The sequence below is a fragment of the Rahnella sp. NRRL B-41462 genome, from assembly GCF_003263525.1.
In the GTDB taxonomy this organism is placed as follows: domain Bacteria; phylum Pseudomonadota; class Gammaproteobacteria; order Enterobacterales; family Enterobacteriaceae; genus Rahnella; species Rahnella aceris.
Genome location: NZ_JYDF01000088.1, coordinates 1 through 20,172, shown reverse-complemented (window position 1 = coordinate 20,172; position 20,172 = coordinate 1). Strand labels below are relative to the sequence as shown.

Sequence of the window (20,172 nt, the reverse complement as noted above, 5' to 3'; positions counted from 1 at the left end):
TCACATGTGCTCCTTGCGGGGGCTATTTTGATTATCATTAAGAGTGGATGCGGTAGCGCCAGGTAAAGGCTGCAGGGCGGTGATCACCCGTTGCAGTTCTTCCCGGGTACCGATTGTGATCCGCAGGCAGCCGGAAAGTCCCGGTTGCTTGTTCTGGTCACGCAGGATAATGCCCTGATCCCAGAGGTTTTTAAAGACGGCACTTGAAGCGTAGAAGCGGACGAGGACGTAGTTAGTGTCGCTGGCAAAAACCTCTTCAACACAGGCGCATTTTTCCAGTTCTTCCCGCAACCACGCGCGGTTTTCCGTCACTTCAGTCACCCGCTGACGCATTATCGCCAGCCCTTCCGGGCTCAGCGCCTGTGCAGCGATATCGGCTACAGGCGTAGATAAAGGATAAGGCGCGATCACTTTCATTAATAAACCAATCAGGTCGCTGTTGGCGAGCGTGAAGCCGCAGCGCAAACCGGCGAGGGCAAACGCTTTGGACAGCGTGCGCAAAATCGCCAGGTGCGGATATTCCTGCAACCAACCCGACACTGTCGCCTGTGGGCAGAATTCGATATAAGCCTCATCGACTGCGACAATCGCGCGGCCACGGGTCATTTCCAATACGGCGCGGATTTCATCCGGGTTGATAATGTTGCCGGTCGGGTTATTCGGGCTGCACACATACACCAGTTTCACCCCGTCGAGGGCGGCTTCAATGGCAGGAATGTCCAGGGACCAGTCGGCTTTTGCGGCCACGGTGCGGCCTTCCACGCCAATTGTCTCGGCGCTGACGCTGTACATGCCGTAAGTCGGCGGGCAATAAAGAATAGCGTCTTTGCCCGGTTCACAGAATGCGCGGATCAACAGTTCAATGCCTTCGTCTGCGCCACGGCTGACCAGCACCTGTTCCGGGTCAACACCCGCATAAGCTGCGTAACGGTTGATGACCAGCGCAGGCTGACATTCCGGATAACGGTTAAAGGTCTGCTGCGTCAGTTCAAACTGTGGCGCGATGGCGTATTCGTTAGCGTTAAGCCACACATCACCATTGCCGCCGAGACGACGTGCGGACTGATACGGGGTCAGTTCCTGCACATTCTTACGTGCCAGCGCCTGAACGCTGAGGGTGTTTTCATTGCTCATCAACGTTGCTCCTTTAAAGCGTTAACGCGCAAAGTCACGGCATTTTTGTGTGCGGTCAGTTGTTCAGCCTGCGCCAGGGTTTCGATGGTATTTGCCAGACCGAGCAAACCTTCAGGCGTTAACTGCTGAACGGTCATGCGTTTCTGGAAATCTGCCAGACCGAGGCTGGAACAGGTGGCCGTGTAACCGTAAGTCGGCAAGACGTGGTTGGTGCCGGAAGCGTAATCGCCTGCGGATTCCGGTGACCAGTCACCGAGAAATACTGAACCGGCGCTGGTGATACTGTCGACCAGTTGCTCCGGCTCACGGGTTTGCAGGATCAGGTGCTCCGGACCGTACGCATTGCTGATTTCGATACACTGCGCGATGTCTTTCGCCACAATCAGACGGCTGCTTGCCAGTGCCTGACGGGCAATCTCGCTGCGGGATAATGTCTGCAACTGGCGTTCAACGGCTTCGCCGACCGCCTGCGCCATTTTCAAATCCGGCGTCAGCAAAATCACCTGAGAATCGGGGCCGTGTTCTGCCTGAGAAAGCAAATCAGAGGCGACAAAGTCAGGTGTCGCACCACTGTCGGCAATCACCAGCACTTCTGAAGGCCCGGCTGGCATATCGATTGCCGCGCCGTCCAGGCTCTGACTAACCTGACGCTTGGCTTCGGTGACGTAGGCATTGCCCGGCCCGAAGATTTTCGCCACGCGCGGCACGGTTTCGGTGCCAAAGGCCAGCGCGGCAATTGCCTGCGCACCGCCAAGCTGATACACCTCTTCCACGCCACACAGTTGCGCGGCATACAGAATTTCATCGGCAATCGGCGGCGGAGAACACAGCACCACTTTCTGGCATCCGGCAATACGCGCCGGGGTCGCTAACATTAATACGGTGGACACCAGCGGCGCAGAACCGCCCGGAATATACAGACCCACGGACTGAATAGGGCGGGTCAGTTGCTGGCAACGTACGCCGGGCTGGGTTTCGATATCCACCACAGCCAGTTTTTGTGCCTGATGAAAGGTATCGATATTGCGCACGGCATGTGCCATCGCCTGTTTAACGTCCTCACCTAAACGCGCGGCCGCTGCCCCGATTTGCTGTGCAGTGACGCGCAATTCCCGGACTTCAGTTTTATCAAAGCGGGCGCAAAACTCGCGCAGCGCACTGTCACCTTCACTGCGCACGCGGCGCAGGATTTCACTGACAGATTCGGTAATACGGTCAGACGCCGAAATTGCCGGGCGTGTCAGCAGCTCGCGACGCTGTTGTTCGTCGCATTGCTGCCAGTCAATCGGGGTAGTGAACGCGTCAGGCTTCATGGCTTACTCCATCATTTTTTCGATTGGCAGAACCAGAATGGAGCTGGCGCCGAGCGCTTTCAGTTTCTCCATCGTTTCCCAGAACAGGGTTTCGCTGCTGACCATGTGCATGGCCACACGTTGCTGATCGCCTGCCAGCGGCAGAATGGTCGGACGCTCAGCGCCCGGCAGCAGGGCAACGATCTCATCAAGACGCTCACTTGGCGCGTGCAACATAATGTACTTGGATTCGCGTGCCTGAATAACGCCCTGAATACGGGTCATCATTTTGTCGATCAGCAGTTGTTTCTCTTGTGGCATTTCGCCGTCGCGCTGGATAAGACAGGCTTTGGAGCGATAAATCACTTCCACTTCACGCAGGCCGTTGGCTTCGAGCGTGGCGCCGGTAGAGACCAGGTCACAAATCGCATCCGACAAACCGGCGCGCGGGGCGACTTCCACAGAACCGTTCAGCAGGCAGGATTTGAAATCGACGCCTTTTTTATCGAGATATTGCTTGAGCAGGTGCGGATACGAGGTGGCGATGCGGGCGTTTTGCAGGCTTTGCGGACCGGTATACTCCGTGTCCAGTGGCGTCGCCAGTGACAGACGGCAACCGCCAAAATCCAGACGACGCAGGGTGAAATAACGCGGGTCTTCGCCCTGGGCGCGGCGGCTCAGCAACTCTTCTTCCAGCACGTTTTCACCGATGATACCCAGATCCACCACACCGTCCATCACCAGCCCCGGGATATCGTCATCACGCACGCGCAAAATGTCGATCGGCATGTTTTCTGCGAAGGCGATCAGACGCTGTTCCTGCAGGTTGATTTTGATCCCGCAGCGGGCCAGCAGTTCGCGTGATTCATCGCTCAGGCGACCTGACTTTTGCATTGCTATCCGTAAACGTGTTTTATCCAGCATGATGACCTCAGTTTCTTAATTATTTATCGTAAAAATCGTTTGTTTAAAGGCGTTAACTTCAATCCGTCAGGCCAAAAAAAAAAGCCCCCGGAAGAAATCTTCCGGGGGCTATCTCTGCGTTCTGCGCCACTGGAAGATCTAAACAGTCTCCCAGCACCAATCGCCTGAAAGACTAGTCAGGGTGATGGTGATGACGGTGGTTAATCAGAACGTTTGTCATGTCAGTGTCTCAGTATGTTCATTTATATGCCGCGTGATTCAGATTTGAATCATTCGCCACACATATCAAATTCGCTGCCAATAAAACTAAACTATCGGGCGGTAACAGCGCAACCTTTTTTTCCGATGATGAGTTTTTCTTATCTGCAGCAGGGTTTTCATCGAATAAATGAATGATCTGTTAACAGAGGCAGAGAAAACCTTACGCAGGCTGAACCGGGAAAAGGTGACATTTGCTAGTATAAAGGAAGCAGTATCAGCAGTGGGTGATGTGATGCCACATGCCAATGAAACAACGGAGCGAAGTATGAAGAAGGTTTCGATTATCGGACTGGGCTGGCTGGGAATGCCACTGGCGATGGCGCTGGCTTCAAAAGGTTATCAGGTGGTCGGCAGTAAAACCACGCCGGATGGGGTAGATGCCGCCAGAGCCGTGGGGATCGAGTGTTTCCCGCTGGTGTTTACGCCGCAGATGGAATGTGTGGCGGAAGATCTCGATCAGTTGCTGAATGTCGATGCGCTGATTATTACCCTGCCTGCGCGCCGGACGGTGGACGGCAGCGAACTGTACTTCCAGGCGGTACAGCTGTTAACCGACAGCGCGCTGGCGCATAACGTCAAACGCATTATTTTCACCAGCTCGACATCTGTTTACGGTGAAGGAGAGGGTGTGGTGCGTGAGGGGTCGCCGCTTGAACCGGTCACGACCAGCGGAAAGGTGCTCAAAGAACTCGAAAACTGGCTCCATGGTTTACCCAATACGTCTGTCGATGTACTGCGTCTGGCCGGTCTGGTCGGCGGCGATCGCCATCCGGGACGTTTTATGGCCGGAAAGACGCAGGTGAAAGGCGGTCAGCATGGTGTCAACCTGGTGCATCAGGATGATGTGATTGCCGCGATTGCGTTGTTACTCAGTCTGCCGAAAGGCGGCCATACATATAACCTGTGCGCACCTGCTCATCCTGCCAAAGCGGAGTTTTATCCGGCGCTGGCCAGACAGATGGGGCTGGAGCCGCCGACTTTTGCTGAACAAGCTTCAGCACAGAAGGGCAAAATCGTCGATGGTGAGCGAATCTGCAAAGAACTTGGCTTTGAATATCAGCATCCTGATCCGCGAACCATGCCTTTTTAATCACCAAACGCGGTGTAGATAATTTCACGTTATGACCTGCCGGAAATTTCGGCAGGTTGTTAAGTGTCTGCTGCATTAACGTTCGGAAACCCCGTTTCTCATGTGCAGGAAACTATTCATTTATCCTGCAACGCCTATTTTATCCTTCCGTTTAATTAGCCGGTTTAATGGCGGTACATTTTTTAAGCTTGCTGTCTAATATTCTTCTGACAGCGTAGTTAAAAATGCGTTTTAATCGCCAATCTGCAGGTGAAACTGGCGACAGATGCTGGTTTGGTAATAAAATTCCTAGTCGTGCGTTTTTAATTTGCTATTGCGCGGTATAAATCACTTTTTTAAGCACAATGATTAAAGTTTTCCTGAACAGTTGCCGATAGGTTAAGTTCGGCACCACTATGCCATTCCATCACTTCTTCTTATCAATCCGGCCTTGTTGCTGGATGTTTCCGCACGTCCGGTCATAAATTATTACAATAATTGTCTTTTTATTTCTTAAACCGCGTGCTTGCTCACGGTTTAAGAACAATTCGCGCTTAATTTCCTCACAAACCATTAGGACAACTCCCCGAAAACCCTTGTGCTGACTGGGTTGAGTGTATTTAGCACAATGATCATGCTATTTGAAATTTCCAGCATAAATAGCTGCATGAGAAGTTATTAATTATTATCTGTGCTGTTCATTTGGCTTTGGTTGGCCTTTGTACAAATTGATCTAAAAAAGGCTAAAAAAGGCTGTCTGAAGAGAGCTTTTTAGACGCTTTTTTACTTTTGGCTTAAAAATGCGCAGATTTTTACGATAAATTGCACTTTCAGAAGCAAAATAAAGTTATAAAGTGTGATCTCTATCACACTTTATTCAAAATTCGTCAACGGTAAGATTGTATGTATAAAGGAAACGGGGTTAGAGTTGCAGCGTAGTAAGATTATTCCTAATAATGTATGTAAAAGCGTTTCACTGAATGAGGCGCCATCACAGCAACGGACTCTGCCAGTACACCAAAACTAAAGTGTTTTTCGATTACTTAGCAGTGCAATTGTCACAATTAATTTAGTTTACATCAGGAACAACTTTGTATTGGCGGTGAAGTAAATACCGCGGGATAAATCTAATAATCATCGTGAGATTTATTAATCAGCCAATGATCCAATTGTTTTGATAGTAAAAAATACTCCTGTCACGCCGGGTAAAACTCTTGCTGCATGGAATATGTCTATCAATCCGCCGTCTTAAAAAAACGGCATCGGTAATGGGGTAGAACAGAATGTCCGAATTGCTTAAGCACATATATGATATCAACCTGTCATATTTACTGTTGGCACAGCGTTTGATTAACGACGAAAAGGCCTCAGCGATGTTTCGCCTGGGGATCGATGACGTTATGGCAGATACCCTGAGACAGCTGACGCTGCCTCAGATGGTGAAGTTAGCTGAAACGAACCAGCTTTTGTGTCAGTTCCGCTTTGATGACAGCAAGACAATTGAACGCTTGACCCAGGAATCGCGGGTGGATGACTTACAACAAATCCATACCGGTATCTTGTTGTCCAGCCATCTGCTGAAAGGCCTGGCCGCGAAAGAAAGCGGCGCGATGAAGAAAAGGGCGTAGCTATGTCTGGTAAAGATGCGTCAACCAAGCCAGCAGAAAAAAGTATTGTTCAGGAAGCACGGGACATTCAGCTGGCTATGGAACTGATTACGCTGGGTGCCAGATTGCAGATGCTGGAAAGCGAAACGCAATTAAGTCGTGGCCGACTGATTAAATTGTACAAAGAGTTGCGAGGAAGTCCTCCCCCGAAAGGCATGTTGCCGTTCTCTACTGACTGGTTCATGACCTGGGAACAGAACATCCATTCCTCCATGTTTTACAACGCTTACTCTTTCCTGCTAAAGAGCGGCCACTGTAATGGCGTGGAGGCGGTGATCAAGGCTTATCGTTTATATCTGGAACAGTGTCCTGAGCAGCCGGGGGAAGCGCCGATCCTTGCGCTGACCCGTGCCTGGACGTTAGTACGTTTTGTCGACAGCGGCATGTTGCAGCTTTCAGCGTGTAACTGCTGTGATGGCTCATTTATTACCCATGCACACCAACCCCGCCACGGGTTTGTTTGCAGTCTTTGCCAGCCCCCGTCCCGAGCAGTAAAAAAACGTAAACTTTCCCCGCAGGTTGCCGATATAACATCTCAAGAGCTGGACGAACAGGTCAAGCACGCAGTTTGAGATAGTTGGGTAGCAGTAAGTCGTTCTGAGCGGTGGCTACCACCGCTCATCAATTCCCCCCTAACATCTCAGCCATTCTCTGACACTTTTTATGCACGTTTCTACGGCACAAATCGGTCAGGCACATGGCGCGCGCTTAACCTCGCCCTAAAACCACATCGAATTAAGGATTCATCGTGCTAGTGATAATAGGTTACATCGTGGTGTTGGGCTCTGTGTTCGGCGGTTTCATGCTCGTCGGCGGTGAGCTGGGCGCGTTATACCAACCCGCAGAATTGCTCATTATTGCCGGTGCCGGCATCGGTGCCTTCTTCGTCGGTAACAACGGCAAAGCGATCAAATCCACCATGCGCGCGCTGCCGCAGTTGTTCCGCGCATCAAAATACAATAAAGCGTTGTATATGGATCTGATGGCGCTGCTTTACCGGGTATTAGCCAAATCACGCCAACAGGGGATGCTGTCGCTGGAAAATGACATCGACAATCCGGCCGAAAGCGACATTTTTGCTAATTATCCGCGCATCCTTGCCGATAAACAGTTAGTCGAATATCTGACTGACTATCTGCGCCTCATGGTCAGCGGCAACATGAATGCCTTTGAAATTGAAGCGCTGATGGACGAGGAAATCGAAACTTACGAGCACGAGAGTGAAGTGCCGGCGAACAGCCTGGCGCTGGTGGGTGACTCACTCCCGGCATTCGGTATCGTCGCCGCGGTAATGGGGATCGTACATACCCTGGCCGCTGCTGACCGACCTGCCGCAGAACTCGGGGCACTGATTGCCCACGCGATGGTCGGGACCTTCCTCGGTATCCTGCTGGCGTACGGTTTTATTTCTCCGCTGGCCAGCGTGTTACGCCAGAAGAGTGCTGAAAACGCCAAAATGATGCAGTGCATCAAGGTGACTTTGCTATCGAGCATTAACGGTTATGCGCCACAAATTGCCGTCGAGTTTGGCCGTAAAACGTTGTACACCTCGGAGCGGCCTTCCTTTATTGAACTGGAGGAACACGTTCGCCAGGTCAAGTCGCCGGGTCAGAAACAAACTGAAGAAGAAAAAGTATGAAGCATCAGAGCCATCCAATCGTTGTTGTACGCAAGAAAAAGAATAAACACGGCGGAGGGCATCACGGCGGTTCGTGGAAGATTGCTTACGCTGACTTTATGACAGCGATGATGGCTTTCTTTCTGGTGATGTGGCTGATTTCGATCTCCAGCCCTAAAGAACTGGTGCAAATTGCCGAATACTTCCGTACCCCCCTTGCGGTGGCGATCACCGGCGGGCCGCGCAGCAGCGATGCTACCAGCCCGATCCCGGGCGGTGGCGAAGACCCGACCGTACAGGACGGGGAAGTCCATAAAATGGAGCAGTCGCAGGGAGCGAGTAAGCGTGAGTCGGACGATTTACAGCGGTTGCAGCAAAAGCTGGAAGACATGCTGGCGTCGGATCCGCGGCTGAAAGATTTACGTCCACACCTGATGATTAACCTGACCGAGCAGGGTTTGCGCATTCAGATTATCGATAGCAAAAACCGCCCGATGTTCCAGCTTGGCAGCGCGATTGTTGAGCCGTACATGCGCGATATCCTCAGGGCGATTGCCCCGGTACTGGATGGTTTTCCGAACAAGATCAGTCTGGCGGGGCATACCGATGACATGCCGTATGCCACAGGTGAACGTGGCTACAGCAACTGGGAACTGTCGACTGAGCGCGCGAATGCTTCACGTCGCGAGATGATGAGCGGCGGCCTCAGCGAAGGGAAAGTCCTGCGGGTGATGGGCATGGGGTCTTCCATGCAACTGAAAAACCATCCGGCAGGTGACGCCATCAACCGTCGTATCAGTATTTTGGTCCTGAACAAACACGCGGAAGAAGCGATTGAACGGGAAAACAGCGAGGGCGAGGCGATCACGATCAGTGACGCTGGCGAGCTGCAAAGACAAGTACAAGGCACACAAAAAGTGCCGGCATTAGCACCAAAAATGAGTTCGGCTCCGGCAGCTCCGGCGTTAGCGCCACAGGCAAACCCGGCACCGGCCACACCAGAGAAAGCACCATCAATACCCGGGATTGAGACGCAGACGCCAGTGACACCCTCGGCAGGCGCTCAACCTGCGACGGCAGCTCCGGCTGCCGCGGCGGGCACGGCACCTGCGACACATTAACAAGCCGCGATTCACAGCAGAGGTGATCACGTGAGCATGGATATTACTGATTTTTATCAGACATTTTTTGATGAAGCAGACGAGTTGCTGGCGGACATGGAACAACATCTGTTGTTACTTGATCCGCAGGCGCCTGACATTGAGCAACTGAATGCGATTTTCCGCGCAGCGCACTCAATCAAAGGCGGTGCAGCCACGTTTGGATTTACGGTTTTACAGGAAACGACTCACTTACTGGAAAACCTGCTCGACGGTGCTCGTCGCGCTGAAATGAGCCTGAGCACCGACATCATCAACCTGTTTCTGGAAACAAAAGACATTATGCAGGAGCAACTCGACGCCTATAAATCTTCCCGGGATCCTGACGCAGAAAGCTTTGAATATATCTGTGCGGCCCTGAGACAACTGGCCCTCGAAGCGCAACAGGCGCGTGAACCTGTGCCTGATCTTCACGTGGTTGAAGACCAGACAGCGGCACAATCTGTCGCGACAGCGCCGGTTGCACCCGCTGCCGGTAAGGGCGATTTGCGCGTTCGTCTCTCCGGCCTGAAAACACAGGAAATTCCTGTGATGCTGGAGGAACTCGGCAATCTCGGCGAGATAAAAGATCCGGTTCAGACTGATGACAGCGTGGAAGCCACCCTGGTCACCACGGTTAGCGAAGACGACATTATTGCCGTGCTGTGTTTTGTGCTGGAGCCGGAACAAATCAGCTTCACTCACGCCCCGGCAGCGGTTGCTTCTGAAGCCGTTGCGGTTGCCGCATCCGCGCCTGTTGTGGCGGAAGTGGCCGCAGCACCGGCGGTCGTCGCCCGTCAGGCTCCGGTACTGACGGCAGTGCCGAACAGCGAACCGGCGAAAGCCCGTGCACCTAAAGCCCCTGAATCCACCAGCATCCGTGTTGCTGTTGAAAAGGTTGACCAGTTGATCAACCTCGTGGGCGAACTGGTGATCACCCAGTCCATGCTGGCGCAGCGTTCAGATCTGCTGGATCCGGTTGTCCACAGTGACCTGCTCAACAGCATGGGCCAGCTCGAACGTAATGCCCGTGATTTGCAGGAATCGGTGATGTCGATTCGTATGATGCCGATGGAATTCGTGTTCAGCCGCTTCCCGCGTCTGGTGCGAGATCTGGCCAGCAAACTGAATAAGCAAATCGAACTGACACTGCTCGGCAGCTCGACCGAACTGGATAAGAGCCTGATCGAACGTATCATCGATCCGTTAACGCACCTGGTGCGTAACAGTCTGGATCACGGTGTGGAAACGCCGGATGTGCGTATTGCCAATGGTAAAGAACCCACCGGTAACCTGACGCTTTCTGCGGAACATCAGGGCGGCAATATCTGCATCGAAGTGATCGACGATGGTGCCGGTCTGAACCGCGAACGTATTCTGGCGAAAGCCGCATCGCAGGGCATGAATGTCCATGACAACATGAGCGATGAAGAAGTCGGCATGCTGATCTTTGCCGCAGGCTTCTCGACTGCAGAAAAAGTCACTGACGTTTCAGGCCGTGGTGTCGGCATGGACGTGGTGAAACGAAACATTCAGGAAATGGGTGGGCACGTTGAAATCCATTCCCAGCAGGGCAAAGGCACCACCATCCGTATCCTGCTGCCACTGACGCTGGCGATCCTCGACGGGATGTCAGTGAAAGTCGGTAAAGAAGTCTTCATTCTGCCACTGAACGCGGTGATGGAATCTCTGCAACCGCTGTCAGAGGATTTGCATCCGATGGCCGGTGGCGAACGTGTTCTGCAGGTGCGCGGTGAATACCTGCCGCTGGTTGAGTTGTACAACGTCTTTGATGTTGAAGACGCCAAAACCGAAGCCACGCAGGGCATTGTGGTGATTTTGCAGAGTGCAGGGCGTCGCTACGCGTTGCTGGTTGATCAGTTGATTGGTCAGCATCAGGTTGTGGTGAAAAACCTGGAAAGCAACTATCGCAAAGTACCGGGCATTTCCGCCGCCACTATTTTGGGCGACGGCAGTGTGGCGCTGATCGTGGACGTGTCTGCATTGCAGTCACTGAACCGCGATAAATTAGCAACAGGCTCCACCGCCGCATAACAAGCAAAGCTGCCGGTGACCGCAAGGTTGCCGGGTGTGAAAAACTCAGGCCGATTTAAAGATAAAAGCAAAGGTGAACAACATGGCAGGACTTGCAACCGTGGCGAAAATTGCGGGCGAAACAGTAGGTCAGGAATTTCTGATCTTTACTTTAGGCGATGAAGAATACGGCATCGATATCCTCAAAGTGCAGGAAATCCGTGGATACGATCAGGTAACCCGTATTGCTAACACCCCGGCCTTTATTAAAGGTGTCACCAACCTGCGCGGCGTCATCGTGCCGATCCTCGACCTGAGGGTGAAATTCGCTCAGGAAGATGTGATTTACAACGAAAACACGGTGGTGATTGTACTTAACTTCGAAAACCGCGTTGTCGGGATCGTGGTTGACGGCGTATCAGACGTGCTGTCGCTGAGCCAGGATCAGATCCGCCCGGCACCGGAATTCGCCGTGACCATGTCGACGGAGTATCTGACGGGGTTGGGTTCGCTGGGTGACCGTATGTTGATCCTGGTGGATATTGAGAAGCTGCTGAGCAGTGAAGAAATGGCACTCGTTGATAGTGTGACGAAAATTTGATTTTCGTTTTTAAGGTCAAGGTCAAGGTCGTGGGCTCGCCGCCCACACTGGCCCAGAGACCCGCAATCGCGCGGGCCTCTGGACTCCACGCTCTTTTCACTGCGCGCTGTCGCAGGCACGACGGGCATGTTCTGTCACCGCAGCGTGTGGCGCAAAATCTTGTCGCTCCGCGATGCCTTCTCCCGGTCCTGAAGCCCCCGGTCTTCAGGCCGCTCCGTTCAGCAAGATTTTTGATCACGCCAGTCTCGATCGAATAAAACCCTCGTTCTGATTCTTCCTGTTAAAAATAAGGGCAGAAGTTTTTTTCTTGCTCGTTCCCCGGCGAAGGGGAAGGCCGGGATGGAGTATTAATGACATCTCCAGACTGACCCTCTTTTTTGCACTGCTCCTAACTCATTGATTTAATGAGTGCATGCGAACCCACAAAAAAAGAGGGTATTTCTGCTAAAACAGGGATAATCTCTTGCCGTTCAAAGCCTAAAGCTGAAAACCCAACAGTTCACTGCCGCACAGGCAGCACGCAAATCCAATAACTTACTGTTTTTTCTTTAAATAAATTCCCTCTCCAAAAACCCTCCAAAACCCTTCCCCAAAACCGGCTGATAATTAAACGGCGATGACGATCCACTTCTCCCTGCGCTCGTCATGATAGAGCTCCGTCATCTTCGCTGAACTGTGTCCCAGCAATTCCTGAGTGTTGATCCCCTGTGCTTTATACAAGCGCTCGGAAAGGGAACGTTGTTCGTGAAATGTCGGCGGGGTTTTACCCTTTTCAATTTTAATTTTTGCGCAATCCCGGGCTTCCGCGAATCGTTGAGTTAATGACCCTTCTGCCACTGGTGAACCCAGCGCCGAACCGCCGATGACTGTTGAGTTATGGACAAGATGTTTACTCAGCACACGGTCGCGACATTTGTTGATCACATCACGAACACTCATGTTGATGGCGTCACATCGCAACGAGAGGGGGATCGCTATCCGTATTTTTCCTTTACCTTTTCCCTGGACTACATGAAGCATGTCATCCCAGATATCAGAGAATTTCATTTTTACTATGTCGCCACGCCGCTGGCCGGTAACAACAGCGAGCAGCATTGCATTGCAGATGTACGGTGACCTACGTTCTGCTTCGTGATAGATCGCCCACCAGTTCTCGAGCGTGAGTCGCTGTCTGGAGACTTCATCCAGTGGTTTACGGGTGGCCAGAGCCGGATTAAAACCGGGTGGAACCTCTCCAGCAAACTGTGCTTCCTTAAACATATCGATCCAAGCGGCTCGCATGACCTGTGCCATTCTTGTTTTATTTGCATCGACATATTCGTTTATCAATGCAGCCATCTCACGTGCGCCGAACTCTTTGAGCAATGTGTTTTGAGAACGAGCCGAGAGAAGTTCAGCACATGCTTTGCGCCCCCTGGCAGTAGATGATGCAAGCTCTTTTCGCTGCACACGTCGGTCAAGGATGGCTTTATATTCTTTCACCCATTGCTTTAATCGCATGTTCTGAGCATTTGGTTCGGCTTTTTGTTTCGCAATATCTATCAGGGCGAAAGATTGAGAAGTTAATTGCTCAGCCGTAATGCGATTCATTTCAAGTGCCGCTGCATGCGCGGCATCTGAATCCGTACCAAAACCAATAAACTCCCCCGTAATGGGGTGACGATATTGCCAGTACGTTTTGTTGTTTCGCTTATCCAATTTGCAATACAAGTTCGGTGTTGAAATGTTGTATTTACGGGGTCTTGCTGCCATTAAGTGCTTTCTCCACTAAAGTGCGGGCGCTGGCCGGAAGATGGTTCGATATTTCGACCCGATCAACCATACCAATAAACCTGGCTTCCTCATCAACAACCCATCGGCGACCTTGCTTAACCGCTGGCGGATATGTCTGCCGGGTTTTCGCGATACGATGAAGGGTGGCTTTGCAGGGAGGTTCCTTGAAGCCATTTGGTCCTGCCGCCCATTCCGCTAAAGAAACTAATTGGCCCATACGCTTTTTCTCCACACGTTTAGTTATAGCCGGCTGCACACCGGTTTACTGACTGACCCGAAATCGGCCGTAATATTTCCCAGCTCGCCACCAGAGCATTTTCTCCCCCGGCGGCATTGCTGGCGCAAACTCAACTGGGACAAACCACAGATTCAGCATTCTTTTCACAAAAAACTGCCTGACGAAATGCGAACGGGTTGTCTCAGTCATGGCTTCTTTCCCTCTGTTCGATTACTTCCAAACCCAGCTTTAAAGCCAGCGCATGTTCTGCTCTGGCGCCCGCGCTGAACTGCCATCCTGTCAGCAGGTAAATAGCATCTGCGCGCTGGAGCATAGTCAGGCCGACGGCCATGTAATCAGCCTCTGTCAGACCGTCCGGCAGAATCGCCGGATTCAGCGGGACATGCTTCTCGAATGACAGGTTGATCGCCGCTTGTTGGAAGGCGGGACGATTGAAATGCGGCAGGCCGGTCATCGGCCCGACGATGTAGACTTTCATGGCTACTCTCCTGCTGGCGCTACACGTTTGAATTCGATCACCCAGACCCACGGGTTCGCATCCCAACTTCCCTCGCCGTAAATAGATTCCCATAGCGTTTGGAAATTAACGCGGTGAGATGTGCAACCGAACTGTGCTGCACCCTCTGCCCGGATATCTTCATTACTGATATCGTTCAACCGCTCAACGCGAACGCCGGTGATCAGCAGGTCGATACGTGATGCCCAGCGCGGCATATGGATGGATGGCCGCCAGTTATAGCCGCGAACGTCCGCATCACAGTCTGCAAGTCTGTCAGTGGCAAGATATCTAACCTCTTGATAGGTTCCAGTTAGCGATGGTTTTTCTGGTTCGTAACTGCCGCAAGCTAAGGTTGCGAACGCCTCACGCACCCAGAGCTGATCGCCTGGCTGACCGAGTGGGCAAACATGTTCCCTACCGTGGCCATCTTCAGTTCCGGATTTGACGAGCACTGATTTGCGAACGCCGGAAGAAGGTTGCGGCTTCATAACTCGGCGTGTCTGCGTCTTACGACCGCTGAGAATTGCTTTCACCATCTCAGCGTTGAATAAAATAGGGCGCTCTTTCATGATCAGCCAACCCTCGTCGCTGTGCGCAGTACCTGATAAATCTGGTGCGCGATAGTGCGTTCATTACCCACAGGGCAGGCTTTGAAATATTCATAAGCAGCGGTAACCGCCACCTGGTGCTTTTCCAGAAAATCAGATTTTAGGCGCGCTATTTCTTGAAGCTCTTCGGCGATGCTGCGCAACCACACGCTGTATGGTCCGTCTTCAGTATCGTGAACAGAAACCAAGAACCAACCTTCACCCGTCGGTGGCGTTGGGTTCCACGCAGAAACATCAGCTTCGCCTGCTTCATAGGCAGCCTGAATATCGTCAGCTGCTGGATCGGCATCAAGTGACAGGGTATAAACTTCGACGGCCTGAGATTTTGCCCACGCTTCAAATTCGCCTGGCGCTGGGTATTCGTTACCGTTGGCCGGTTCGAAGAAATCAGGGTGAGTCCAATATCCCAAGTTATCGGCATTGCGTTCTGGTGTGACCGGTTGAATAAGTTTCATGGCTGCATTCCTAAATAAGTGATTTCCAGATTTCGGCGTGAGCGAATCCCTTGCCAGTGATGGCAATTAGATCTCAGTAATAACGATTCACTAAATGCCCCAGTGGGTCAGGGCATTTAAGGCCGCGCTATCAGGCTTTGAACTCACCGATGAATGTTTCGACTTCAACGTCGGTGAAGTTGGCTTCCAGTAGTTCGCGGAACTCAGTGGCCATCAGTTCTTCAGCTGTTTCCAACTGCACGATCCGCAGAACCAGCACCGGAGCATTGCCGCCGGTCAGTACGCTGTAGCGCAGGCGGAATCGGCGTTCTCCCAGGCCTTCATATGGCACGCACTTAAATTCGAATGCCGCAGGCATGACTTCTTTGCTTTTTGCCTCAACGCTTTCCATCACTGAGCGCTTGGCGCCGAAATCACTGTCTTCATGATCCGCAGAACTGGATGCTTCGATGGTGATTTTTCGCACGCCGCCAATTGCTTTCTTGATGTCCAGCACTTCGCCGTCAGCGGTAAACGCCATCAGGAATTCAGACCAGTCTTCCAGCCACTCGGCCAGATCTTTCTGTGAATTTTTATCGCCGTTGATGTTCAGCAAAGCCTGAAATGGCGCAGTGCGTTTCAGCTTAAGAACCGCGATGTTATCAGCGTGGCCTGGCTCGGCCAGTGTGCCGAGATTAAACACGGTCACCGCCGCCATGTTGTCAGCATTGATGAAACTGCGGACGCCTTCGCCTGCGTAATCTTTGCAGTAGCGGGAGAAATCCTGAATGCTGGCGGTTTCCATCTTCCCGCGGAAGCGGAACCGGCCATCTTGCAGGTTTTCCAGCGAATGAATGCGGACTGATTCTGGCAAGGCAACAGCAGGGCAGTCAGCTGATGACAGGCGTTCTTCCAGTAAGGTGGAGAGGGACATATCCCGGACTTCTTTGATTGCTGATGCGTCTAAAACTTGAGACATAATAATTTCCTTTTATCGGATGGTTAAACGATGCTTATCGCGCGTCACGGAGTTTGCCGTCAGGATCTCCGGCGATGGTGAACAATTGGCCCTGATCTTCCTGCATGATGGTCAGCTTGCCGCCTTTGCCCACGTACATTGGGGTTTCGGTGGTGTCTTCCTCGGAGGTTTTCCCGCGAGGCGTAGGTGCTGAGAACTTCAATTTGTGAGCCAGCATCACGCGTTTTTCTTCCATCGAATTACTGATCCGGGAAACATCAATCTCGATGGTCACTTTGCCTTTACCGCCGTTATTCAGAACACCCAGAGCGGCGGCATTCAGCGCGGCGGCGATTTTGTTTTCGAAAATACCGGCGTCCAGTTCGGAGAGAAACTCCGGGACGTTGGTCATACGACTTTCAGCCATTTGCATTTCCTCAGTTTCACAATGCACTTTGTGAACCATTGATGCGGGCCGAAACCCGCACTATAAAACTCAGGACTTCTTACTAATCACCGGCCAGATAACCACCAGTAAAGCCACAACCAGAAAACCATCGGCGACGGTCGACATAATGCGGCTGGTGAAGTCCACAGCGACGACCAGAAACAAGATCAGACCGGCACCGGCCAGACGAAGTTTGCCGATCATAAGTACTGGTCTAAAGACAGTTGCAGGGACTGGGCGATTTTCTTAAGTGTGGCTTCTTCTTCCTCGCCGATGCCGTCCTGATCGGCGATGTCCAGACACAGGCAAAGGACATCAACAGCATCAGAAGTGCCAGCGACATCAGACAACTCACGATAAGCCTGTGCGTTTGCGCTGCGTGGCGATGCTTCGTAACGGGCGCGAATGTTGCTGCTCATCTGGGCAATTTCGCCAGAGAATGGTGAGAATGCCGGTAAAGCACTGATGGTTTTTTCCAGAACAGCAATTTCTTTCGCGTCGCAGGTGCCGTCGGCATAAGCGATGGCGTAGGCGCCCCAAACAGTTGCTTCAACAGCGTCACGGTTTTCCATCTTTTTCACTTCGGCGACTGCTTTGCGCGCTTTTTTCTTAAACATTCCAAACATGTTCATTTCCTTCTCAGTTGGTTAACTACTCACACACATAGACAAGGGCGGCCGGTAATGCACAGGGCGTGCTGGGTGGGTGCCAGCGGCCCTTGTCTATGTCTGCGAAAAAATTGGCGGTGGTCATGATCAGAACATTATCTTCGCTCCCCCTTGGGTAGGTTGAAGAGTCATGCCACCGCCGAAAGACAACTACACACATCAATTATCGAGGTTCCACGTCGATCTGATTGGGCGGCGGGAGTTGAACCCGCAATCGGGTAGGGAACCCGACCATCACCAGGATGCTTTGCACAACGGGAAGAACACTGGGACTGTGGTCATACTGGGTTTATGGTAAGTGAGTTCATTAACCCCCCAGTGTTCTTGCCGTTGTGCTGCCGATGAGGAAAAGATAAAACACAATTGCGAATCACGCAAGTATTAAATTGCATATTGCGCAATTGTTGGAGCGAAAAAAAACCGCCGTGATAGGCGGTCATTTCTTTCAATGAAGGTTTAGCCGTGGCGCTTGTATGCCTGCGATTGGCTTATCATAACTTTACCAAATACATAGAATCGATGTTGATTAGATTCATCTACTGTCCATTCTCTATATTTGTTGTTATCAGAGATCACCAAGATTTTATCAGGAATCATCTGCAATCTTTTGACGTAAATTTTATCATCAAATCCAAAGACATAAATTCCATCACCATCGAAGTCTGTAACTGATACATCGACAAATATCAAGTCGCCAGGCTCAATAGTGTCAGCCATACTATCGCCGCGCACATTGATTACTTTCACTGTTTCGGGAGGTCTGCTACCGAACATGGCAATAGCCCGCTCGTTGTTATACTCAATGGACCTGATCACATCGATCACATCGCTTCCCTGAATAAATCCACCGCCCGCACTAGCGCTTATATCAAGTATGTCGACTCTGAACACGGCTGTTTCCTTCTGCACCACAGGATTAATTTTACTGTATTCATATACAGTATTCCTGTTTTCAGCCGCAGTAAAGAGATCAGAAACCTCAACGTCTAAAGCTTGAGCAAACTTACTAAGTGATTGTTCAGTAAATGACTTTTGCTTACCTGTCTCAAGGCGAGAAATATTCGCACCGTCAATTCCGACAGCGTCAGCCAGATCACTAATTTTCATTCCCTTCGCCAGGCGAAGTTCTCTTATGCGTTTTCCTATGTTCATGCGCCTATTACAAGTTGTTTTTGCGTCATATGCAAAGCGACTTGCGCAATTCGTAACTACTCTTTAATATGCGAATTGCGCAATTATAGGAGGTTTTATGCAATCACCATTACGAAGCTTGCGTACATCGCAAGGCCACACGCTTTCTCATGTAGCGAAGCTGATTGAAATCGACCCTGCGAATTTAAGCCGGATTGAAAGAGGTCAGCAAATGGCGTCCCTCGAAGTAGCTGAAAGATTAGTGAAATTTTATGAAGGTCAGATTAACGAGCTTCAAATTTTATACCCCCACCGCTACCCAGACTTTGTTTCATCTGGAAAGACTAACACCACTGGCGCTCAGCCATAACTACCAAAGGGAAAACAACATGGTAGACCTGAAATCAGTAGTTAAAGCGATGTGCAAAGCCTATCCCGGTGGTCGGTCTGCAATGGCTGGCGCTCTGGGCATGTCGGAAGCAGGGTTCAACAACAACCTATATGAAAAAAACGGTTGCCGGTTTTTCGAAATTGCCGAGCTGGAAGCAATGGAAGACATCAGCGGAACCAGTTACCTGGCGGAGTACTTTTCACAGCGCCGCGGCGGGCTCTTCGTGGACATCCCTCAATTGGATGAATTGGATCAGGTAGAGCTGTTCAGTAAGAGCATGCGTACAGCGGCACACCGTGGCCACGTTGACATGATTATTCAGGCGGCGCTGGAAGACGGCGTGATTGATGAAGCTGAAGCCGCAGAAATTATGAAATATCACCACCGTCATTTATCGGCGCGTGATGCAGAGGTTAGGGCTGTGCTGGCGCTGTTTGGAAAGAAAAGCAAAGCCGGAAAAGGTGACGCCCAAGGAGTGCAGTCCCCGGGCGTCGGTGCATTAACAAATCGTGTGGAGTGATTAACGCATGAACAGTCTACTCATAAAAGCTGGCGTTCCGCAAATCCGCTGTGTGGCGACAGGCGGTGTCGCTGGCTCTCTTTCGTATGAAGTGATGATAGATAACCGCTGGATCCCGTGCAACTACCAGTTCGCGGCGTGGTGGGTAGGTTACGTCCGCCAGAGCAGCCAGAAGGTGACGGCATGTCTGAAGAAATCCAGAAGCTGGACCGGCGTTACAAGGATTGGCGGGGCGTTGTGGTACACGTCGTGGGCTTCGACAGAGCAGGGGATCGCGTCATCTTCATGCGCGCCGGTTACCCGCATGAGTGCGCCCAGCCTACTGAACAATTCCAGCGAAAATTCACGAGGGTTTTATGAGCGTTAAATTATCCGCATATGTCTGGGATGGTTGCGCTGCTGCCGGTTTAAAAATATCGGCGGTGGCCATCATGGCGCGCCTCGCTGACTTCAGTTCTGACGAAGGCCTGTGCTGGCCGTCGATCACCACCATTGCCCGCCAATTGGGTGCAGGCGAAAGCACCGTGCGCACTACGCTGGGCAAACTTGAGGCTGACGGTTGGATCACCAGCACCCAGCGCCGCAAGGGAAACCGCAACACATCGAACATGTATCAGCTGAATATCGCCAAGCTTCGTGCTGCTGCTGCTGAACCGTCAGATTCTGACACATCAAAATCTGACGCATCAAATTCTGACCGGTCAAAATCCGACGCATCAAAATCGAGCATGAATACCGGTTTTCACCCGCCAGAATCTGGGGGGG

At 51.7% G+C, this 20,172-nt stretch carries 24 protein-coding genes and 1 other annotated feature; of the genes, 11 read left to right on the top strand and 13 right to left on the bottom strand.

The window, feature by feature from the left end:
• Genes hisC through hisG form a run of 3 tightly spaced genes read right to left on the bottom strand, consistent with a single transcriptional unit; the run spans window position 1 to window position 3,350 of the window.
• Window positions 1-1,134, bottom strand: a complete 1,134-nt coding sequence (gene hisC / locus UC14_RS19625; protein ID WP_112198260.1) for a histidinol-phosphate transaminase — start codon at window positions 1,132-1,134, stop codon at window positions 1-3.
• Window positions 1,134-2,447, bottom strand: coding sequence for a histidinol dehydrogenase (gene hisD, locus UC14_RS19620; protein ID WP_013575086.1), 1,314 nt, complete (start codon window positions 2,445-2,447; stop codon window positions 1,134-1,136). The genes hisC and hisD overlap by 1 nt, the downstream gene beginning before the upstream one ends.
• Window positions 2,448-2,450: 3 nt before the next feature.
• The gene (hisG, locus tag UC14_RS19615) at window positions 2,451-3,350 is read right to left on the bottom strand and encodes an ATP phosphoribosyltransferase (protein ID WP_013575087.1); all 900 of its coding nucleotides are present in this window, start codon (window positions 3,348-3,350) and stop codon (window positions 2,451-2,453) included.
• 75 nt (window positions 3,351-3,425) lie between these two features.
• Window positions 3,426-3,547 (bottom strand) — a sequence feature (His leader region).
• Window positions 3,548-3,876: 329 nt separating this feature from the next.
• Between hisG and UC14_RS19610 the strand changes: the two genes are divergently transcribed.
• The 7 genes from UC14_RS19610 (at window position 3,877) to cheW (ending at window position 11,739) form a co-directional block, all read left to right on the top strand.
• On the top strand, window positions 3,877-4,701 hold the full coding sequence (locus UC14_RS19610; RefSeq protein WP_112198259.1) for an SDR family oxidoreductase: 825 nt from the start codon (window positions 3,877-3,879) through the stop codon (window positions 4,699-4,701).
• 1,262 nt (window positions 4,702-5,963) lie between these two features.
• Window positions 5,964-6,308, top strand: a complete 345-nt coding sequence (gene flhD, locus UC14_RS19605; protein ID WP_013575090.1) for a flagellar transcriptional regulator FlhD — start codon at window positions 5,964-5,966, stop codon at window positions 6,306-6,308.
• Between the two features lie 2 nt (window positions 6,309-6,310).
• Window positions 6,311-6,919: a flagellar transcriptional regulator FlhC gene (gene flhC, locus UC14_RS19600; protein WP_013575091.1), complete on the top strand. Its 609-nt coding sequence runs from the start codon at window positions 6,311-6,313 to the stop codon at window positions 6,917-6,919.
• Between the two features lie 176 nt (window positions 6,920-7,095).
• Window positions 7,096-7,986: a flagellar motor stator protein MotA gene (gene motA, locus UC14_RS19595; protein ID WP_015696910.1), complete on the top strand. Its 891-nt coding sequence runs from the start codon at window positions 7,096-7,098 to the stop codon at window positions 7,984-7,986.
• A complete protein-coding gene (gene motB / locus UC14_RS19590; protein ID WP_013575093.1) occupies window positions 7,983-9,086 on the top strand; it encodes a flagellar motor protein MotB in 1,104 nt (367 codons plus the stop codon). Before motA ends, motB begins: the two co-directional genes overlap by 4 nt.
• A gap of 36 nt (window positions 9,087-9,122) precedes the next feature.
• Window positions 9,123-11,159 (top strand): chemotaxis protein CheA, encoded by a 2,037-nt coding sequence (cheA, locus tag UC14_RS19585; RefSeq protein WP_153375938.1) that lies wholly within the window; start codon window positions 9,123-9,125, stop codon window positions 11,157-11,159.
• A gap of 82 nt (window positions 11,160-11,241) precedes the next feature.
• Window positions 11,242-11,739, top strand: coding sequence for a chemotaxis protein CheW (gene cheW, locus UC14_RS19580; protein WP_013575095.1), 498 nt, complete (start codon window positions 11,242-11,244; stop codon window positions 11,737-11,739).
• A gap of 606 nt (window positions 11,740-12,345) precedes the next feature.
• Here the strand turns inward: cheW and UC14_RS19575 are convergent.
• From UC14_RS19575 to UC14_RS19530, 10 genes are all read right to left on the bottom strand, one after another.
• The gene (locus tag UC14_RS19575) at window positions 12,346-13,491 is read right to left on the bottom strand and encodes a phage integrase Arm DNA-binding domain-containing protein (protein WP_112198258.1); all 1,146 of its coding nucleotides are present in this window, start codon (window positions 13,489-13,491) and stop codon (window positions 12,346-12,348) included.
• Complete coding sequence (locus UC14_RS19570; RefSeq protein WP_112198257.1) at window positions 13,472-13,729, bottom strand: excisionase; 258 nt, start codon at window positions 13,727-13,729, stop codon at window positions 13,472-13,474. The genes UC14_RS19575 and UC14_RS19570 overlap by 20 nt, the downstream gene beginning before the upstream one ends.
• Window positions 13,730-13,931: 202 nt before the next feature.
• Window positions 13,932-14,228, bottom strand: a complete 297-nt coding sequence (locus UC14_RS19565; protein WP_112198256.1) for a DUF4406 domain-containing protein — start codon at window positions 14,226-14,228, stop codon at window positions 13,932-13,934.
• Between the two features lie 2 nt (window positions 14,229-14,230).
• Entirely contained in the window at window positions 14,231-14,818 is a 588-nt protein-coding gene (locus UC14_RS19560) for a hypothetical protein (protein ID WP_112198255.1), read from the bottom strand.
• A gap of 2 nt (window positions 14,819-14,820) precedes the next feature.
• The gene (locus tag UC14_RS19555; RefSeq protein WP_112198254.1) at window positions 14,821-15,312 is read right to left on the bottom strand and encodes a hypothetical protein; all 492 of its coding nucleotides are present in this window, start codon (window positions 15,310-15,312) and stop codon (window positions 14,821-14,823) included.
• A 130-nt stretch (window positions 15,313-15,442) separates the two neighbouring features.
• A complete protein-coding gene (locus UC14_RS19550) occupies window positions 15,443-16,270 on the bottom strand; it encodes a YfdQ family protein (RefSeq protein ID WP_112198253.1) in 828 nt (275 codons plus the stop codon).
• A gap of 34 nt (window positions 16,271-16,304) precedes the next feature.
• Window positions 16,305-16,676 carry a hypothetical protein gene (locus UC14_RS19545; protein WP_112198252.1) on the bottom strand — a complete coding sequence of 124 codons (372 nt, stop codon included), beginning with the start codon at window positions 16,674-16,676 and terminating at the stop codon, window positions 16,305-16,307.
• A gap of 69 nt (window positions 16,677-16,745) precedes the next feature.
• On the bottom strand, window positions 16,746-16,901 hold the full coding sequence (locus UC14_RS19540) for a DUF3927 family protein (protein WP_112198251.1): 156 nt from the start codon (window positions 16,899-16,901) through the stop codon (window positions 16,746-16,748).
• Entirely contained in the window at window positions 16,898-17,323 is a 426-nt protein-coding gene (locus tag UC14_RS19535) for a tellurite resistance TerB family protein (protein ID WP_112198250.1), read from the bottom strand. The genes UC14_RS19540 and UC14_RS19535 overlap by 4 nt, the downstream gene beginning before the upstream one ends.
• Window positions 17,324-17,821: 498 nt before the next feature.
• Window positions 17,822-18,517 (bottom strand): helix-turn-helix transcriptional regulator, encoded by a 696-nt coding sequence (locus UC14_RS19530; protein WP_112198249.1) that lies wholly within the window; start codon window positions 18,515-18,517, stop codon window positions 17,822-17,824.
• 97 nt (window positions 18,518-18,614) lie between these two features.
• Between UC14_RS19530 and UC14_RS19520 the strand changes: the two genes are divergently transcribed.
• From UC14_RS19520 to UC14_RS19505, 4 genes are all read left to right on the top strand, one after another.
• The gene (locus tag UC14_RS19520; protein WP_112198248.1) at window positions 18,615-18,866 is read left to right on the top strand and encodes a helix-turn-helix transcriptional regulator; all 252 of its coding nucleotides are present in this window, start codon (window positions 18,615-18,617) and stop codon (window positions 18,864-18,866) included.
• Window positions 18,867-18,885: 19 nt separating this feature from the next.
• A complete protein-coding gene (locus UC14_RS19515; protein ID WP_112198247.1) occupies window positions 18,886-19,407 on the top strand; it encodes a YmfL family putative regulatory protein in 522 nt (173 codons plus the stop codon).
• Window positions 19,408-19,590: 183 nt separating this feature from the next.
• Window positions 19,591-19,767, top strand: a complete 177-nt coding sequence (locus UC14_RS19510) for a DUF4222 domain-containing protein (protein ID WP_112198246.1) — start codon at window positions 19,591-19,593, stop codon at window positions 19,765-19,767.
• On the top strand, window positions 19,764-20,172 hold a 409-nt coding region (locus tag UC14_RS19505; protein WP_157962134.1), incomplete at its 3' end, for a helix-turn-helix domain-containing protein. The genes UC14_RS19510 and UC14_RS19505, both read left to right, overlap by 4 nt.

What these genes read in the sequence shown, in the direction of transcription:
- UC14_RS19510 (WP_112198246.1), top strand. Translation starts at nt 19,591, where the DNA reads ATGTCTGAAGAAATCCAGAAGCTGGACCGGCGTTACAAGGATTGGCGG.
- hisG (WP_013575087.1), bottom strand. Translation starts at nt 3,350, where the DNA reads ATGCTGGATAAAACACGTTTACGGATAGCAATGCAAAAGTCAGGTCGC.
- UC14_RS19565 (WP_112198256.1), bottom strand. Translation starts at nt 14,228, where the DNA reads ATGAAAGTCTACATCGTCGGGCCGATGACCGGCCTGCCGCATTTCAAT.
- UC14_RS19515 (WP_112198247.1), top strand. Translation starts at nt 18,886, where the DNA reads ATGGTAGACCTGAAATCAGTAGTTAAAGCGATGTGCAAAGCCTATCCC.
- hisD (WP_013575086.1), bottom strand. Translation starts at nt 2,447, where the DNA reads ATGAAGCCTGACGCGTTCACTACCCCGATTGACTGGCAGCAATGCGAC.
- UC14_RS19560 (WP_112198255.1), bottom strand. Translation starts at nt 14,818, where the DNA reads ATGAAAGAGCGCCCTATTTTATTCAACGCTGAGATGGTGAAAGCAATT.
- UC14_RS19545 (WP_112198252.1), bottom strand. Translation starts at nt 16,676, where the DNA reads ATGGCTGAAAGTCGTATGACCAACGTCCCGGAGTTTCTCTCCGAACTG.
- UC14_RS19530 (WP_112198249.1), bottom strand. Translation starts at nt 18,517, where the DNA reads ATGAACATAGGAAAACGCATAAGAGAACTTCGCCTGGCGAAGGGAATG.
- UC14_RS19540 (WP_112198251.1), bottom strand. Translation starts at nt 16,901, where the DNA reads ATGATCGGCAAACTTCGTCTGGCCGGTGCCGGTCTGATCTTGTTTCTG.
- hisC (WP_112198260.1), bottom strand. Translation starts at nt 1,134, where the DNA reads ATGAGCAATGAAAACACCCTCAGCGTTCAGGCGCTGGCACGTAAGAAT.
- UC14_RS19555 (WP_112198254.1), bottom strand. Translation starts at nt 15,312, where the DNA reads ATGAAACTTATTCAACCGGTCACACCAGAACGCAATGCCGATAACTTG.
- UC14_RS19535 (WP_112198250.1), bottom strand. Translation starts at nt 17,323, where the DNA reads ATGTTTGGAATGTTTAAGAAAAAAGCGCGCAAAGCAGTCGCCGAAGTG.
- cheA (WP_153375938.1), top strand. Translation starts at nt 9,123, where the DNA reads ATGGATATTACTGATTTTTATCAGACATTTTTTGATGAAGCAGACGAG.
- flhC (WP_013575091.1), top strand. Translation starts at nt 6,311, where the DNA reads ATGTCTGGTAAAGATGCGTCAACCAAGCCAGCAGAAAAAAGTATTGTT.
- flhD (WP_013575090.1), top strand. Translation starts at nt 5,964, where the DNA reads ATGTCCGAATTGCTTAAGCACATATATGATATCAACCTGTCATATTTA.
- motB (WP_013575093.1), top strand. Translation starts at nt 7,983, where the DNA reads ATGAAGCATCAGAGCCATCCAATCGTTGTTGTACGCAAGAAAAAGAAT.
- UC14_RS19550 (WP_112198253.1), bottom strand. Translation starts at nt 16,270, where the DNA reads ATGTCTCAAGTTTTAGACGCATCAGCAATCAAAGAAGTCCGGGATATG.
- UC14_RS19610 (WP_112198259.1), top strand. Translation starts at nt 3,877, where the DNA reads ATGAAGAAGGTTTCGATTATCGGACTGGGCTGGCTGGGAATGCCACTG.
- UC14_RS19520 (WP_112198248.1), top strand. Translation starts at nt 18,615, where the DNA reads ATGCAATCACCATTACGAAGCTTGCGTACATCGCAAGGCCACACGCTT.
- UC14_RS19570 (WP_112198257.1), bottom strand. Translation starts at nt 13,729, where the DNA reads ATGGGCCAATTAGTTTCTTTAGCGGAATGGGCGGCAGGACCAAATGGC.
- cheW (WP_013575095.1), top strand. Translation starts at nt 11,242, where the DNA reads ATGGCAGGACTTGCAACCGTGGCGAAAATTGCGGGCGAAACAGTAGGT.
- UC14_RS19575 (WP_112198258.1), bottom strand. Translation starts at nt 13,491, where the DNA reads ATGGCAGCAAGACCCCGTAAATACAACATTTCAACACCGAACTTGTAT.